12 protein-coding genes are annotated in these 16335 nt (G+C 38.6%); 4 read left to right on the top strand and 8 right to left on the bottom strand.

Going from position 1 to position 16335, the window contains the following annotated elements; translation table 11 throughout:
- Positions 1–25 precede the first annotated feature (25 nt).
- Both gloB and mltD read left to right on the top strand, forming a co-directional pair.
- Positions 26–781: a hydroxyacylglutathione hydrolase gene (gene gloB, locus CBE70_RS10635; protein ID WP_100159325.1), complete on the top strand. Its 756-nt coding sequence runs from the start codon at positions 26–28 to the stop codon at positions 779–781.
- Between the two features lie 75 nt (positions 782–856).
- Positions 857–2191 (top strand): murein transglycosylase D, encoded by a 1335-nt coding sequence (gene mltD, locus CBE70_RS10630; RefSeq protein WP_100159324.1) that lies wholly within the window; start codon positions 857–859, stop codon positions 2189–2191.
- A 156-nt stretch (positions 2192–2347) separates the two neighbouring features.
- On the opposite strand, the gene CBE70_RS10625 is transcribed toward mltD, so the two are convergent.
- From CBE70_RS10625 to dgt, 7 genes are all read right to left on the bottom strand, one after another.
- Complete coding sequence (locus tag CBE70_RS10625) at positions 2348–3730, bottom strand: SLC13 family permease (RefSeq protein ID WP_100159323.1); 1383 nt, start codon at positions 3728–3730, stop codon at positions 2348–2350.
- A gap of 320 nt (positions 3731–4050) precedes the next feature.
- Entirely contained in the window at positions 4051–5352 is a 1302-nt protein-coding gene (gene eno / locus CBE70_RS10620; RefSeq protein ID WP_099074305.1) for a phosphopyruvate hydratase, read from the bottom strand.
- 62 nt (positions 5353–5414) lie between these two features.
- The gene (gene pyrG, locus CBE70_RS10615) at positions 5415–7052 is read right to left on the bottom strand and encodes a glutamine hydrolyzing CTP synthase (RefSeq protein ID WP_075673391.1); all 1638 of its coding nucleotides are present in this window, start codon (positions 7050–7052) and stop codon (positions 5415–5417) included.
- 511 nt (positions 7053–7563) lie between these two features.
- Positions 7564–8361, bottom strand: coding sequence for a nucleoside triphosphate pyrophosphohydrolase (mazG, locus tag CBE70_RS10605; protein ID WP_100159322.1), 798 nt, complete (start codon positions 8359–8361; stop codon positions 7564–7566).
- A gap of 102 nt (positions 8362–8463) precedes the next feature.
- A complete protein-coding gene (relA, locus tag CBE70_RS10600; protein WP_100159321.1) occupies positions 8464–10701 on the bottom strand; it encodes a GTP diphosphokinase in 2238 nt (745 codons plus the stop codon).
- A gap of 71 nt (positions 10702–10772) precedes the next feature.
- Entirely contained in the window at positions 10773–12098 is a 1326-nt protein-coding gene (rlmD, locus tag CBE70_RS10595) for a 23S rRNA (uracil(1939)-C(5))-methyltransferase RlmD (protein WP_100159320.1), read from the bottom strand.
- A 389-nt stretch (positions 12099–12487) separates the two neighbouring features.
- A complete protein-coding gene (gene dgt / locus CBE70_RS10590; protein WP_100159319.1) occupies positions 12488–13996 on the bottom strand; it encodes a dGTPase in 1509 nt (502 codons plus the stop codon).
- Between the two features lie 127 nt (positions 13997–14123).
- Between dgt and mtnN the strand changes: the two genes are divergently transcribed.
- Together mtnN and btuF are read left to right on the top strand one after the other, a co-directional pair.
- Entirely contained in the window at positions 14124–14819 is a 696-nt protein-coding gene (gene mtnN, locus CBE70_RS10585; protein ID WP_100159318.1) for a 5'-methylthioadenosine/S-adenosylhomocysteine nucleosidase, read from the top strand.
- A 104-nt stretch (positions 14820–14923) separates the two neighbouring features.
- Positions 14924–15748 carry a vitamin B12 ABC transporter substrate-binding protein BtuF gene (gene btuF / locus CBE70_RS10580; protein WP_100159317.1) on the top strand — a complete coding sequence of 275 codons (825 nt, stop codon included), beginning with the start codon at positions 14924–14926 and terminating at the stop codon, positions 15746–15748.
- A 216-nt stretch (positions 15749–15964) separates the two neighbouring features.
- On the opposite strand, the gene erpA is transcribed toward btuF, so the two are convergent.
- The gene (gene erpA, locus CBE70_RS10575) at positions 15965–16309 is read right to left on the bottom strand and encodes an iron-sulfur cluster insertion protein ErpA (protein WP_064719135.1); all 345 of its coding nucleotides are present in this window, start codon (positions 16307–16309) and stop codon (positions 15965–15967) included.
- Between the last annotated feature and the right edge of the window lie 26 nt (positions 16310–16335).

The following is a 16335-nucleotide window of genomic DNA, read 5'->3' as shown; positions in this document are numbered from 1 at the left end:
TTATTTTATAAGTAAGGTAACTTATATGGAGCTTATCAGAATTCCTGCTTTATCCGATAACTACATTTGGCTATTAAGTAATGAAAATAGTGAATGTGTGATTGTGGATCCGTCACAAGCCAAACCAGTTATTGAAATGCTCTCACAACGCTCACTAACACCTATCGCGATTTTATTAACCCACCATCATGATGATCATGTTGGGGGAGTTGCTGAACTTGTAAAAAAATATCCTAACATTGACGTTTTTGGCCCACAAGAAACACAAAGTAAAGGTGCCGAAAATATTATTCATAATCAAGAGCGCATCATTGTTGGTACTTTCACTTTTAATGTGATTGGCACACCGGGTCATACATTAGGTCATGTTGCTTATTATTGTGAGCCATATTTATTTTGTGGCGATACACTTTTTTCTGGTGGTTGTGGTCGTTTATTCGAAGGTACTGCACAACAAATGTTTAGTTCATTACAAAGATTGAGTGCTTTACCTGATAACACATTAATTTGTTGTGCTCATGAATACACCCTATCAAACATGAACTTTGCACACCACATCATGCCAGAAAATGCACTTATCACCGATTATTTAGCCCAAGTTAGTGAAATGCGTAAAAATTTGCAACCTACTGTGCCAATAACACTGAAAAACGAAAAGAACATTAATCTTTTTTTGAAATCTGACGATATTGATTTACAAAGGATTTTAGGTATAACCACTAATACTTACGCTCCAATTAAGGCATTTACAAAATTAAGAGAATTAAAAGACAACTTTTAATCTCTATTGATTGTTTTATTTTGGCACACTAAGTATCATTTGGTTCAAAAAACACACAGGATGAATTTTTCTATTATGAAGACAAAAGCGATTTTGTTCTCCTTATTGCTATTGGCGGGCTGCCAGCAATCTGAGAACATTAAACCTAATTTGTCTGCGATCACACCAACATCAACGAAAGGGACTTCAACTTCTCACCAACCTCAATATGATGTAAAAACCAATTTATGGGGTTATGTGGTAAGTGAATTAAAAATGGACCTCCCTGAAAATGAAAGGATCTCGCAGCAAGAATTATATTTTTTAAATAATCCCAAACATATACAGAGCGTTGCCTCTCGCGCTGAACCTTATATGTATTCGATTATTGATGAAATTGAAAAACGTGAATTACCGATGGAACTTGCTCTTGTTCCTGTCGTTGAAAGTGCGTTTAATCCCCATGTTACCTCTTCTGCAAATGCAGCAGGTTTATGGCAATTTGTGCCGATAACCGGTAATTATTATGGTTTGGCACAAAACCAATGGTATGACGGTCGTCGTGATGTTATGGCATCAACTAAAGCTGCCCTTAATTTACTAGAGCGTTTGTATGTGATGTTTGATAGTGATTGGGCACTTGCCCTTGCTGCTTATAACGCAGGTGAAGGCCGTGTTATGCAAGCAATAAAGGCAAATGAGAGTCAAAACTTACCAACAGACTATTGGTCGCTTTCTTTACCTAAAGAAACGATGAATTATGTGCCGAAAATTCTCGCATTGAGCAAAGTTATTCGTGAAAACGAACAAACCATTACTTTTCCAAAAAGTAACTATCGCGATAAAGCATTAGCCTCGTTTGATGTCGGCGAACAAATCACGTTAAATAAAGTCGCTGAGTTAAGTCAGTTACCTATTAATACCGTGAAAGATTATAACCCCGGCTATAAGCGTGGAATAACTGCACCGAATGGCCCTCATGTCATTATGTTGCCTCGCAATAAGCTTGACCAATTCCGTAACGCTTTTGAGGATGAAGCTGTATTAGAAACTATTCGCTTGGCTGTTGCCAAAACGAACCAATCTATTAAGCAAGAAGGCGTGTATAAGGTTCGTTCAGGGGATTCGTTTTACGCTATTGCTCGTCGCTACAATATGAGTGTAAAAGACTTACAACGTATTAATGGATTGAATGCAAAGAGCACATTACTAGTTGGTCAGACATTAAAAATTCATAATGCAGGTAGTGTCAGTAATACCACGACAACGAAACCAACAAAACCTTCACCAAGCTACTATAAAGTACGCCAAGGTGACTCTTATTACAGTATTGCCCGTCGCCACGGCATTAACCTAAAGCAGTTAATGAGCTGGAACGCTGACATTAAAATGTTAAAACCGGGTACTCAATTAACACTGTATATAAAATAGTTTTCTGTACTTAAGCTTCTTTAAAGCCATCAATATATTTAAGACCTTAGAGGTAATAAATGGAGATGGCTTTTTTATTGCCAATAAAAAAGCGCCTGATATTTAACTATCAAGCGCTTCATTTTTATCTCTATTTAATTAATTTAGCGAACTAACTTATAGCCAGAAGAACCAAGCAAACAGAGAGATAACTAAGATACACACTAAGTTTAGTACACCACCAACACGTACCATTTCAGTTTGTTTGATGTAACCTGAACCAAAGACAATCGCATTTGGTGGGGTTGCAACAGGCAACATGAACGCACAAGATGCACCAATACCGATAATCATCGTCAACGCCATAACTGGCATACCTAATGCTTGTGCTACTGTTGCAAAGATAGGTACTAATAACGCGGCACTCGCGGTATTACTGGTAAATTCAGTTAAGACAATAATAAAGGTTGTTACCGCAAGAATGATCACAAACCAATGACTGTTACCGAAAGTATCTTTCATAAAGTCAGCCATAACTAAGCTTGCACCAGAAGATTGTAAAATTGCGCTCAGTGTTAAACCACCACCGAACAGCATTAACACGCCCCATTCTGTGTTCTCTTGGATTTGGCTCCAGCTTGCTACACCTGTTACACCGATAACAATTGCTGCACTGACCGCAATGACTGTATCTAAATCTTTTACACCACCAAAAGCACTGCTGATAAAAGAGCTGAAGATCCAGCAAAATACAGTAACTAAGAAGATTATCATGGTGATAACACGTTTGTTATTCCACTCTAACACTTCTAATTTTAGGTCAAATTTATGTTTTAAGTTAGGACGCAACATTAGGTACATCACAATAAACATGATAGGCAATAAGACCAACATGATTGGAATACCGTACTTCATCCATGTAATGAAATCTAAATTCAGTTGAGCTGCTGCAATCGCATTTGGAGGACTACCAACCAATGTACCTAAACCACCGATACTTGCACTATAAGCGACACCTAATAATACGAATACAAAAGTATTACGCTCTGAACGAATATCTAAGTTAGATAAAATACCTAATACTAAAGGTAGCATCATCGCAGCTGTTGCTGTGTTACTTATCCACATTGAGAGTAATGCAGTCACACCAAATAACAGCAATACCGCGATTGAAAGTTTACCTTTTGCAATCATCAGCAAGCGGTTAGCAATTAAGCGATCTAGCCCTTGAATATGAAGTGCTGTCGCTAATGCAAAGCCACCGAAGAATAAGAAAATGATGGGATTCGCAAATGATTTTAATGACTCATTGGTATTCATTAGCCCAAGTACAACGGCTAATATAGGTATAAATAGTGCTGTTATCGTAACGTGAATAGCTTCTGTCAGCCATAACACACCCACAAACACCATTAATGCTAAACCTGCATTGGCCTTTGGATCATAAGGTAAAAATTCTAGCAAAAGTAGTAATAACACCACATCAATAGCCAGAATAATTAACCCTCGTTTGTTTATCGGGCTAGACTTCGCCGATGGGGCTAAATTGGACGCGTCCATGATAATACTCCACATTAGCTGATATGAACATTGGATTCACTAAGCTTAAATTGTTAACGAAATAGGTTATATGTGAAATATAAAAACATTTCTCTCCATTGAAAATGTGCAAAAGCTATATTTGAGATCTCATCCACGAGAATTAACCAATTTATTAATAAAAGAGTAATAATTGAACACTATTTTCTCTTACACATCACACTTTTTTCAAAGGTGTTAAGAATAAATATTCTATTTTTTCCGTAAAAAACTAAAAAAAAGGGACGAACTCAAGGTTCGCCCCTTTAAAATTAATAAGATTTTTTAATCAAAGGTGCAGATTATGCTTGGCCTTTAACTTCTTTCAGACCGTTGAAAGGCGCTTTGTTACCTAATGCTTCTTCGATACGGATCAGTTGGTTGTATTTAGCAACACGGTCAGAACGGCTCATAGAACCAGTTTTGATTTGACCTGCTGCTGTACCTACTGCTAAGTCAGCGATAGTTGCATCTTCAGTTTCACCAGAACGGTGAGAGATAACTGCTGTGTAGCCTGCATCTTTCGCCATTTTGATTGCTGCTAAAGTTTCTGTCAGTGAACCGATTTGGTTGAATTTGATCAGAATTGAGTTAGCGATGCCTTTATCGATACCTTCTTTCAGGATCTTAGTGTTAGTTACAAACAGGTCGTCACCAACCAGTTGGATTTTGTCACCAAGAACTTTAGTTTGGTATGCGAAACCATCCCAGTCAGATTCGTTTAAACCATCTTCGATAGAAACGATTGGGTATTGTTTAGTCAGTTCTTCTAAGTAATGAGTGAACTCTTGTGAAGTGAAGGTTTTGCCTTCGCCTTTCAGTTCGTAGTTACCAGTTTCATTGTTGTAGAACTCAGAAGCTGCACAGTCCATAGCCAGAGTAACGTCTTTACCTAAAACGTAACCTGCTTTCTCAACTGCTTCTTTGATAGCAGCTAATGCAGCAGCATTAGATTCTAAGTTTGGTGCATAACCACCTTCGTCACCTACTGCAGTGTTCATACCTTTTGCTTTCAGCACTTTTGCTAAGTGATGGAAGATTTCTGAACCCATACGCACTGCTTCTTTCAGAGAAGGCGCGCCAACTGGTTGGATCATGAATTCTTGGATATCAACGTTGTTATCTGCGTGCTCACCACCATTGATGATGTTCATCATTGGCAGAGGCATAGAATATTGACCGTGAGTACCGTTCAGATCAGAAATGTGCTCGTACAAAGGCATACCTTTCGCAGCAGCTGCTGCTTTTGCGTTTGCTAAAGAAACCGCTAGGATTGCGTTTGCACCAAAGTTTGATTTGTTTTCAGTACCGTCTAAATCGATCATGATTTTATCGATGTTAGCTTGGTCTTTTGCATCCTGGCCAAGGATCGCTTTAGCGATTGGGCCATTAACAGCAGCAACCGCTTTCAGAACACCTTTACCTAAGAAACGTGATTTATCACCATCACGTAATTCTAAAGCTTCGCGAGAACCTGTTGATGCGCCTGATGGAGCAGCCGCCATACCAACAAAACCACCTTCTAAGTGAACTTCTGCTTCAACTGTAGGGTTACCACGAGAATCAATAATTTCACGACCAAGTACTTTAACGATTTTGGACATTCGGTTTTCCTCTGTACAAGTTAAATTTCCGAGAAGAGATACCCTATCTCTTCTCATATATCCTATTTCAGCAGACCTTTTTGGTTATCAAAGGCTGCTTTCACAAAGCCTGCAAATAACGGATGGCCGTCACGCGGCGTTGAGGTAAACTCTGGGTGGAATTGACAAGCAACAAACCAAGGATGGTTTGGATTTTCAATAATTTCCACCAGTTTGTTATCTACTGAACGACCTGCAATACGTAAACCCGCATCTTCGATACGTTTTAATAGTAGATTATTTACTTCATAACGGTGACGATGGCGCTCTGTAATGGTATTTTTGCCATACAGTGTACGAACTAAGCTATCACCACTTAAATGGCAAGGCTGAGCACCAAGGCGCATCGTGCCACCTAAATCACTTTCATCTGAACGCACTTCAATGTTGCCATTTTCATCGCGCCATTCAGTAATTAACGCGATAACTGGATATTTGCAATCTGGTGCAAATTCAGTGGAGTTTGCGCCTTCCATACCAACAACATTACGAGCAAACTCAATCATAGCAACCTGCATACCTAAGCAAATGCCTAAGTAAGGGATTTTATTTTCACGAGCATATTGAGCAGCCATAATCTTGCCCTCAACACCACGTTCACCAAAACCACCTGGTACTAAGATTGCGTCTAACCCTTTAAGCATTTCTACGCCACGAGTTTCAACGTCTTGTGAATCAATTAGTTTGATATTTACAGTAACACGGCTTTTGAAACCACCATGTTTTAATGCTTCAATCACTGATTTATAGGCATCTGGTAATTCAACATATTTACCCACCATACCAATGGTTACTTCGCCTTCAGGATTAGCTTCTTCGTAAATAACTTGTTCCCATTCTGCAAGATTTGCGACTGGGCAATCTAAGCTGAATCGTTTACAGATATAATCATCTAATCCCTGTGATTTCAATAGTGCAGGGATTTTATAAATGGAATCGACGTCTTTTAATGAAATAACCGCTTTCTCTGGTACATTACAGAACAGTGCAATTTTGGCACGTTCGTTTGCAGGAATAACGCGGTCTGAACGGCAAATCAACGCATCAGGTTGGATGCCGATCGACAGTAATTCTTTTACAGAATGCTGAGTTGGTTTGGTTTTCACTTCACCAGAAGCAGCTAAATAAGGCACCAATGTTAAATGCAGGTAGAATGTGTGCTCGCGGCCCACTTCTGCTGCCATTTGGCGAATTGCTTCTAAGAATGGTAAAGATTCGATATCACCAACTGTTCCGCCAACTTCAACTAAAACGACATCATGGCCTTCACCGCCACGGATGATGCGTTCTTTGATTTCATTAGTAATATGAGGAATAACTTGAATTGTAGCCCCAAGATAGTCACCACGGCGCTCTTTGCGTAATACTTCTGAGTATACGCGACCTGTCGTGAAGTTATTACGACGGGTCATTTTCGTGCGAATGAAGCGCTCATAGTGTCCTAAGTCGAGATCAGTTTCAGCACCATCGTCAGTGACGAAGACTTCCCCGTGCTGAATTGGGCTCATAGTACCTGGATCGACGTTAATATACGGATCCAACTTCATCATGGTGACATTGAGTCCACGGGCTTCGAGTATAGCCGCCAGAGAGGCTGCGGCAATGCCTTTACCCAGAGAGGATACGACCCCGCCGGTCACAAAAATATAATTCGTTTTCATGCTGAACCTGAAAGTTTAGGTGTATTAGGATGATGGATATAACTGGACGGGAACACAGTATACCCGAACCTTATTTTCGCTACAAACATTCTTAGTAGTATAAAGTTCTTTTTCATCACGCCACTTATCCGTTTAAACACGAAAAAACAGTAAAAATTCAATAAACTAAACCCGTGAAAATATTTCTCAAGCATTTTAGCTTAATCCTTTCAGCTAAGATATCACTTTTAAACAAGAGATGCTTTATTTTTTTCACGATATTAAGTGTAGCAGGTTTATAGCGAGATCTTTTGCTTATGATCATGCTTTTAATTTTTTTGATGTTGATCACACTTTTAATGCAATAAAATGTAACTGCAAGATTTTAAATTATCCAAAAACAAAAAAACGAAATTACCTTTTATAATTTCGCTTTTTAAAAATTTTTATAAAAATAGCTGAAAGAACGAGATGTTACAGACTATTTTTACCGCATTTTATGCCACGCTGGCGTTAATTTGCGTGTCACAATTCACTCAACCTGTTGTCTTTTGGCTTTCTGCCAACAGATCTCCATCTCTTCCAATGAGGCATTTTTTATGCCTATACCTTCTTCTGAGAGCGTTTTTTCAACAAAACGAAAACGTTGTTCGAATTTTCGACAAGCTCGATTTAATGCTTGCTCCGGTTTTTGTTTTAAATGACGCGATAAATTCACCACAGAAAACAATAAATCACCTAACTCATCTTCAATTCGAGAGGCATCTTGAGGCTCTTTTTTTACTTCAGTCATCACTTCATCAATTTCTTCATAAACTTTACCTAAAACAGGCTCTAGTTCATTCCAGTCAAACCCCACAGAAGCACAACGCTTTTGGATTTTTTCTGCTTTCATTAAGGCGGGTAAAGCAGCGGGAATATCATCTAATAATGAAAATTGAGCTTTTGCCTCACGCTCTTGAGCTTTAAGCTTTTCCCAACGATGTTTTTCTGCTGATAAATTATTGTCACTTTCAGAGGCAAAAATATGAGGATGGCGACGTTCTAATTTATTGCTAATGGCTTCGCAGACATCATTAAAATCAAATAAATTTTGCTCTTGCGCCATTCGTGAATAAAAAACCACTTGATAAAGTAAATCGCCTAACTCTTCTTTTAGATCAGCAAAATCTTTACGGGCAATAGCATCTAACACTTCATAAGTTTCTTCTAATGTATAAGGTGCGATAGTGTCAAAAGTCTGCACTTTATCCCATTCACATCCAGTATTAGGATCACGTAGTTGCGCCATAATTTCTAATAAACGAAAGATTTCACGATTTTCTGACATCATATTGCCTTTTAAATAAGAGTTAGCTTTATCCTGTTTAACACATTTCTAGATAAAAAAATGCCGAGAACAGTTGTCTCGGCATCTTATCATTTTAATATTTTAGTGAGAAAAGCGTTTCGCTTCTATCACATCAGGCAACTGATTAAGTTTTGCCAATATACGACCTAATACTTGGAGATTATAAATCTCAATATTCATATCGATGGTTGCAATTTGTTGCTTCACATCACTACGGCTACTCACACCAAGTACGTTGACTTTTTCATTGGCTAAAATTGTCGTGATATCGCGTAATAACCCACTACGATCATTGGCAACAACACGAACCACTAATGAATAACCACTGGAATAATTCTCTCCCCATACTGCATCAACAATACGCTCTGGTGCATGAGAAAGTAATTCAGCAAGTTGCTCACAGTCAGCTCGGTGAATCGAAATACCACGCCCTTTAGTAATAAAACCGACAATATTGTCACCCGGAATAGGCTGGCAACAACGCGCAATGTGATGCATTAAGTTACCCACACCTTCAACGACAATACTACCGCCTGAACCCGTGGTTCTTGGTGCTGGTGTTTTGCTTTCGAGTGTTCGCAGTGCCTCTTTATCTTCATCTTCCGCGGTGGCTTTATTCAATTTACTTTGAATAAAGTTCACTAATTGGTTGATTCGGATATCACCCACACCAATACCTGCTAATACTTCATCAACACTGTGCACGTTATAACGTGCAATCAGCAGTTTTTCTGCTTCTTTCATGTTGATATCCATATGCGCCAATTCGTTATCTAAAATCTGACGCCCAGCAAGAATATTTTTATCGCGATCTTGCTTACGGAACCAATTGTGAATTTTCGCACGCCCACGGCTTGTCGTGACATAACCTAAGTTAGGATTTAACCAATCGCGGCTTGGATTTGGATGTTTTTGCGTAATAACTTCAATTTGGTCGCCCATCTGTAATTGATAGCTAAATGGCACAATACGTCCGCCAATTTTTGCCCCAATACAACGGTGCCCCACATCACTGTGAATATGATATGCAAAATCAAGCGGTGTAGAACCCGCAGGTAAATCAACCACGTCACCTTTTGGCGTAAACACATAAACCCTATCATCAAAGACTTGACTACGAACTTCATCCAGCATTTCGCCAGAATCCGCCATCTCTTCTTGCCATGCAATCAGTTTACGTAACCACGCAATACGGTTTTCATAACTGCCTGTACCGCCTTTCGTCGCAGCGCCTGTTGCACCTTCTTTATATTTCCAGTGCGCAGCCACACCCAATTCTGCATCTTCATGCATTTGGCGAGTACGAATTTGAATTTCAACCGTTTTACCTTCTGGTCCTAACACAACGGTATGAATAGATTGATAGCCATTTGGCTTTGGATTTGCGACGTAATCATCGAATTCATCAGGTAAATGACGGAAATGAGTATGCACGATCCCTAATGCCGCATAGCAATCTTGAAGGCGCTCAACGACAATACGTACCGCTCTCACATCAAATAATTCATCAAATGCGAGATTCTTTTTCTTCATTTTGCGCCAGATACTATAGATATGTTTGGGACGACCATAGATATCTACATCAACATTCTCTTCTTTCATATAACCGCGTACCGTACTGACAAAATTATCAATATACTGTTCGCGGTCGATACGACGCTCATGAAGCAAGCTGGCTATTTTCTTATATTCATCAGGATGAAGATAACGGAAACAGAAATCCTCAAGTTCCCATTTTAATTGCCCAATACCTAATCGGTTGGCTAATGGAGCATAAATATTAAAACACTCTTTTGCAGCCAGTACGCGCTCATCTTCTGTGGCATCTTTCACTTCTCGTAAATGCGCAATACGCTCTGAAAGTTTGATGACCACACAACGGAAATCTTCCACCATAGATAACAACATACGGCGAACATTATCCACCTGAACAGAGCTTGTTTCATTGGTATGCGTTGCTTTTAACTGGCGTATGGCGTCCATTTCCATTACACCGCGTACTAAGCTCCAAATCGCATCACCAAAATGTTCAGTAACGATTTCCTGATCAATAAGATTTTCTTCAGCAAGTGGGAAAAGAAGCGCCGCCCTCATGCTGTCTTTATCCATGCTTAGTGTCGAAAGAAGCTCAACCATTTCAACACCACGCCACAATAGCAGTTCGGCATCTTCACGCCCTTGAACAGTACGATGGCAGTATTCCCAGGTTTGCATGATTTCACTACCCGCATTGACATGGGTTAAGTTCAAGCTGTTGACCCATTTATCAACAGCAAACTCTCCTGCAGGTGTTAAGTGAGCACTTCTTACTGCAACCATATTCTCTCCCTACACGGTATAAATCTTATTTGCGACTTATTTACTGGCTAACTGTTTATTTTCGACTAAATTTATTTTCGACTAAACAGTGCCATTGATTCCAGATGACCCGTTTGTGGAAACATATCCAACATTTTTAAACCGGTTAGCTGATATCCAGAATCTAATAATATCTTACTATCTCTGGCTAACGTGGTCGGATTACAGGAGACATACACGATTTTTTCTGCGGATAACTTCACAATATGTGACATTACCTCCAAAGCCCCTGCTCTTGCTGGATCTAACAACACTTTGTTAAATCCTTCTTTCGACCACGACATCGCAGAAAAATCAGCGGATAAATCTGCGTGCCAAAAATGTGCATTACCTAATTGGTTTAGTTCTGCATTCTGTTTCGCCATTTCAACCAGTGCGGGCACACCTTCTATACCTACCACTTCACTGACACGTTTTGCGATAGGTAAGGTAAAATTCCCCATACCGCAAAACAGATCTAACACGCGATCTTCTGGCGATAAATCAAGCCACTCAATGGCTTGAGCAACCATCTTAGGATTTATTTCATCATTCACTTGAATAAAATCAGTGGGTGCAAAACGTAAATTAAGACCTTCTATTTGATAAAAGGGTTCCTTCTCAATTGAAGTTAATCGTGCTATCTCGCTATTATCACCTGCAAGATACATCGTAACTTGATGAGTTTGAGAGAAATCACGCAAACTCTGTTTATCACTTTCAGGTAATGGTGATAAATGACGTAAAATCACCAATGGTCCATTATCGGCAAGCACCATTTCAACATGCCCTAAATCACGTACTGATGTTAATTTTTTAAGGCATGTCCAAAGAGGAGACAATAAATCATTTAACTGAGGTTTTAATACTGGGCATTTTTTTATCATGACCAAATCATTAGAGCGCTCTTGACGAAATCCCATTACCAAGCCTTTTTCAGCTTGATAACGTAATCCCAACCTTGCTCTACGACGATAACCATATTCAGCACCCGCAATCACAGGCTCGGCTGAAATAATCACACCAGTTTCACGCTTAATAAGGTGCGATAACACACCCGCTTTTGTTGTACGTTGTAGCGCAATAGGCACATGCTGCTGCTGACAACCACCACAACGCTCATAATATTCACAATGAGGCGCTATACGCTGTTCGCTGGTAGTCAAACGTTTAATAACCTCGCCTTTAGCAAACTGGCGCTTTTCTTCTGTTAAACGAATACGAGCAGTTTCTTGTGGGAGTAGTCCTTTTACAAAAATCGTTTTGCCCTCAGCATGAGCAATACCTTGACCATTTGCATCCAATGCACTGGCGGTCACTTCCAGAGTTGTTGCCTGTTTTTTCACAGGACGTTTTTTAGGAGAATAAAACTGCACCATAGTATTAAATTAAGTATCAATGACGGATTAACAGTGAAATGACATCGTTTTAGAATACGCTGTATGTTTTTCAGCGTTACATGAATGACTATGCATTTCAGAAGAAAACATTGGGAGAGTATAACATCGAACAAGTTATTTACTTAACTGATATAAGCAATATTTTTGTTAATTTGAGAAAACTTTTAATGATAACAACCTAAGACACTCGCTTTATGGATTTTATATTGTTCTATAACTAACAAATATTATATATAACTTTTATATTGAATATATTTACAATTAATAACATCTATTTTCTGTTATTTTAATAAATCTTTATTATCACTAAGAAAAGTCTAAAAATTATCACCAATCAATTAGATAGCGTTTTTCTTAATGTTCACAAATCAATCACAAACCATTAATTTTCTATATTCTTCATAAGCATAATGATCTGTCATTCCGCTGATATAATCTTGAATTAATCTTGTGCGATAATAAAACTCTAAAATTTTTCCTCTTTCAGTATTTATATCATTTAGCTTTTCTAACATTTCGTTATAAGCCAGTTTATGTTTAACAGAAAGCTTATGATATAAACGCGTCTCAATGACATATTTAGGATGTTCGTTATATTTATGCAATCTTAAAAAATCTTCAGTTGATAATAAAAGCAAGGGCTTATAGATATCGAGTAATCCACTGATCACGCGATATCCTTTCATTTCAAGCTCTTCAACTTCAGGATGGCTAAACACCCATTTTTTAGCAACACTTTTTAATGTTGTTAATAACCGATGCTCAGCACTATTTCCTTCCAATAAGGCGTGGTTAAAGCTCCCTTCATAAACTTGAGAGATATTTTTTATAAAACGGTATGCCGTATAAGGGACTAATTTTCCTGTAATATAAACTCGTAAATACATAAAAAACTGATCTTGCATACTGCGTTTGGCTTCATTTTGATCAACTTTTTTATAAGCACGATTCACCGTAATATCGAATAAATCACCGTCGGTTATATCACCATTTTCACGCCATGCATCTCGTAACAGCTGAACAAGACGGTTGATATCAAAAATCCCTTTTTCTACTGCATCATCTAAATCCGCAATGCAATAAGAGATGTCGTCGGCTGCCTCCATAATATAAGTGAGTGGAAAACGACAAAATTCTCCCATATTTAATTTTTCTTGTACTTCTTTTACGAATTCTAATTCAGACCAGTAATACCCCGGTTTTTTCATTAAATAGCTATATTCTTTGGGGATTTCACCTTGCCAATAAGCTGGACGAGTATATTTTAATACACAGCCAATTTGCGCATAGGTTAAATTCAATTTAAGCAAATGGTGCGCCATTCGAATAGCTTGAGCATTTCCTTCAAATTGACATAAATCTTGGCGTAAAGTTTGTCGCAATTCATTTAATTGCACTTTAGCTGAATACTGCATAGGAATAAAAGGACAACTATCGAATTCGGCAGTCGCCTCTGGTGATAATATTTTTTGAAACCAATGTTTAATCGCAGCTTCACCAAAATGACCAAAAGGTGGATTACCAATATCGTGCATTAAACACGCCATCTCAATTAAACTCTCAAGGCTATCGATACGATCAATTAAGCCATAGGCTTCAAGCTTATTTTGCTTTTTTAATTCACCAATAATTTGTTTTGCGATATAACGCCCAATTTGTTGAACTTCAAGAGAATGAGTAAGGCGGCTACGTACTGCTGAATTTTGTTCTAAGGGAAAGACTTGCGTTTTTTGTTGTAAACGGCGAATAGCTGCTGAGTTAATAATACGTCCACGATCACTTTCAAATTGACGAGAAACCTGTATTTCATCGTTAATATCGATATCACTGCTGTTATATTTGCGTTGATAATTTAACTTCAGCTTAAAATCGATCATTTCTGTCCTCTTTCTGGTTTCGATGAAACGAATTCTCTATTCTTTGTGTTATATCGTGTTTTTCCGATAGATGTTAAACTCTATTTAAATTTCTATTTATTATTAACCTACAAGTGAGTATGACACAATGAGAGTTGGCGTAATAGGTGCAATGGAGCAAGAAGTCACACTTCTGCGTGAGAAAATTGAAGATTGCCAAATCTTATCGCATGGCGGTTGTGAAATCTATACAGGCACAATCAACGGTGTTGATGTTGCATTATTAAAATCAGGTATTGGTAAAGTTGCGGCCGCGATTGGCACAACATTATTACTTGAGCATTTTCGTCCTGATGTCGTAATTAATACTGGCTCTGCGGGTGGCTTAGACTCAAGATTAAATGTCGGTGATATCGTTGTTTCAACGGAAGTTCGTTATCACGATGCAGATGTTACTGCATTTGGTTATGAACCAGGTCAAATGGCACAATGTCCTCCTGCTTTTATTGCTGAACCTAAGCTTGTTCAAATAGCAGAAGAATGTATTGAATCGCTAAAATTAAATGCTGTTCGTGGTTTAATTTGTAGTGGTGATGCCTTTATTAATGGTGCTGAACCTTTGGCTCGTATTCGTCGCACATTCCCAGATGTTGCAGCCGTAGAAATGGAATCAACCGCAATTGGCCATGTTTGCCATCAATTTGGCACGCCATTTGTTGTCGTGCGTGCTATTTCTGATGTAGCCGATAAAGAATCGCACTTAAGTTTTGATGAGTTTTTATCTGTTGCAGCAGAACAATCAAGCTTAATGGTGACAGCGATGTTGGATAAATTAAAAGACTAATTAAGTCGAGATAATCCTAATATCACTTTATCAATATCCCACCTTTATTTTTTGCTTATCCTAAGATAAAAAATAGGTGGGTATTTTTTACTATTGGAAAAGTAATGCGTTTATTTATCAATCTTGGATTATTACTCTGTTCATTATTTGGGCTCAATTTTGCTATTGCTATCACGCCTGCTGATCGTGTTATTACGTTATCGCCGTCAGCCACTGAAATGGCTTATGCCGCAGGTATGGGTGATAATATTGTCGGAGTCAGTGCTTACTCTGATTATCCAGAGAATGCCAAAAGTATTGAACAAGTCGCTAATTGGCAGGGTATTAATATAGAGCGCGTCCTATTATTAAAACCTGATTTAGTCATTGCATGGAGGGGCGGCAATCCACAACGTTCATTAGATCAGTTAAAAGCCTTGGGTATTTCTATTATTTATTCTGATCCACAAAGCATCGAAGAAATCGCAGACGATCTGGTTACTCTTTCCAATTATAGCCATCATCCTGATATTGCATTAAAAAATGCCCAACAGTTACGTCTGCAATATCAAACATTACAGCAACAATATGCATCAAACACACAAAATCAACCAAAGAAAAAAGTGTTTATTCAATTTGGGATGCAACCATTATTCACGACATCTGATCGCACATTACAAAGCCATATTACGGCGCTTTGTGGTGGAGAAAATATCTTTGCTAACAGCCCAGTAACATGGCCTCAAGTAAGCCGTGAGCAAGTACTTACAAAGAAACCTGATTTGATTATATTCAGTGGTAAAGCAGATCAAATACCTACTGTACAAGCATTTTGGCAACCCCAGCTTACTGTTCCTGTTATTGCGATTGATGAAGACAGTTTTAGTCGGCCTGCACCACGTATTATTAATGCAGCACAGCAAATTTGTGAGGCTATTGCGAGCCATTGATTAGAAGAATAGACAGAATTTTGAATTTTGAATTTTGAATTTTGAATTTTGAATTTTGACAGATTTTGTCTTTAACTTTCACAGACAAAAGTTGTGAGCGAGCAAGAAGTTATCTGCGACAGACAGTGCGCAACAAACGAGCATACATTAGTATGTGAGTCTTGTGAGCACACTGTCTAACAAAGGATAACTTTGACGCAGCCACAACCTTTCAAATTAAATACTAAACGAAGAGCCGCAACCACACGTACTCTTAGCATTAGGATTGGTCACAATAAAACGCGAACCCTCCAATCCTTCGGTATAATCCACACAACCGCCCACTAAATACTGCAAGCTCATCGGATCAACCACTAAAGCAACGCCTTGTTTTTCTATGGTCATATCGCCGTCGTTCATGGCATCATCAAAGGTAAAACCATACTGGAATCCGCTACAACCGCCACCCGTGATATAAACACGTAAACGCAGATTTGGATTTTCTTCATCTGCAATCAGATCTTTTACTTTATTTGCAGCCGCGTCAGTAAATTGTAACGGCAGAGCCATATCATCACTCATTGTTCACTCCAGACTGGGTATTCCAG

It is taken from the genome of Proteus columbae (assembly GCF_002777965.1).
GTDB classification, from domain to species: Bacteria; Pseudomonadota; Gammaproteobacteria; order Enterobacterales; family Enterobacteriaceae; genus Proteus; species Proteus columbae.
This window is presented reverse-complemented; position numbering and strand designations above follow the sequence as displayed.

What these genes read in the sequence shown, in the direction of transcription:
- gloB (WP_100159325.1), top strand. Translation starts at nt 26, where the DNA reads ATGGAGCTTATCAGAATTCCTGCTTTATCCGATAACTACATTTGGCTA.
- mltD (WP_100159324.1), top strand. Translation starts at nt 857, where the DNA reads ATGAAGACAAAAGCGATTTTGTTCTCCTTATTGCTATTGGCGGGCTGC.
- CBE70_RS10625 (WP_100159323.1), bottom strand. Translation starts at nt 3,730, where the DNA reads ATGGACGCGTCCAATTTAGCCCCATCGGCGAAGTCTAGCCCGATAAAC.
- eno (WP_099074305.1), bottom strand. Translation starts at nt 5,352, where the DNA reads ATGTCCAAAATCGTTAAAGTACTTGGTCGTGAAATTATTGATTCTCGT.
- pyrG (WP_075673391.1), bottom strand. Translation starts at nt 7,052, where the DNA reads ATGAAAACGAATTATATTTTTGTGACCGGCGGGGTCGTATCCTCTCTG.
- mazG (WP_100159322.1), bottom strand. Translation starts at nt 8,361, where the DNA reads ATGTCAGAAAATCGTGAAATCTTTCGTTTATTAGAAATTATGGCGCAA.
- relA (WP_100159321.1), bottom strand. Translation starts at nt 10,701, where the DNA reads ATGGTTGCAGTAAGAAGTGCTCACTTAACACCTGCAGGAGAGTTTGCT.
- rlmD (WP_100159320.1), bottom strand. Translation starts at nt 12,098, where the DNA reads ATGGTGCAGTTTTATTCTCCTAAAAAACGTCCTGTGAAAAAACAGGCA.
- dgt (WP_100159319.1), bottom strand. Translation starts at nt 13,996, where the DNA reads ATGATCGATTTTAAGCTGAAGTTAAATTATCAACGCAAATATAACAGC.
- mtnN (WP_100159318.1), top strand. Translation starts at nt 14,124, where the DNA reads ATGAGAGTTGGCGTAATAGGTGCAATGGAGCAAGAAGTCACACTTCTG.
- btuF (WP_100159317.1), top strand. Translation starts at nt 14,924, where the DNA reads ATGCGTTTATTTATCAATCTTGGATTATTACTCTGTTCATTATTTGGG.
- erpA (WP_064719135.1), bottom strand. Translation starts at nt 16,309, where the DNA reads ATGAGTGATGATATGGCTCTGCCGTTACAATTTACTGACGCGGCTGCA.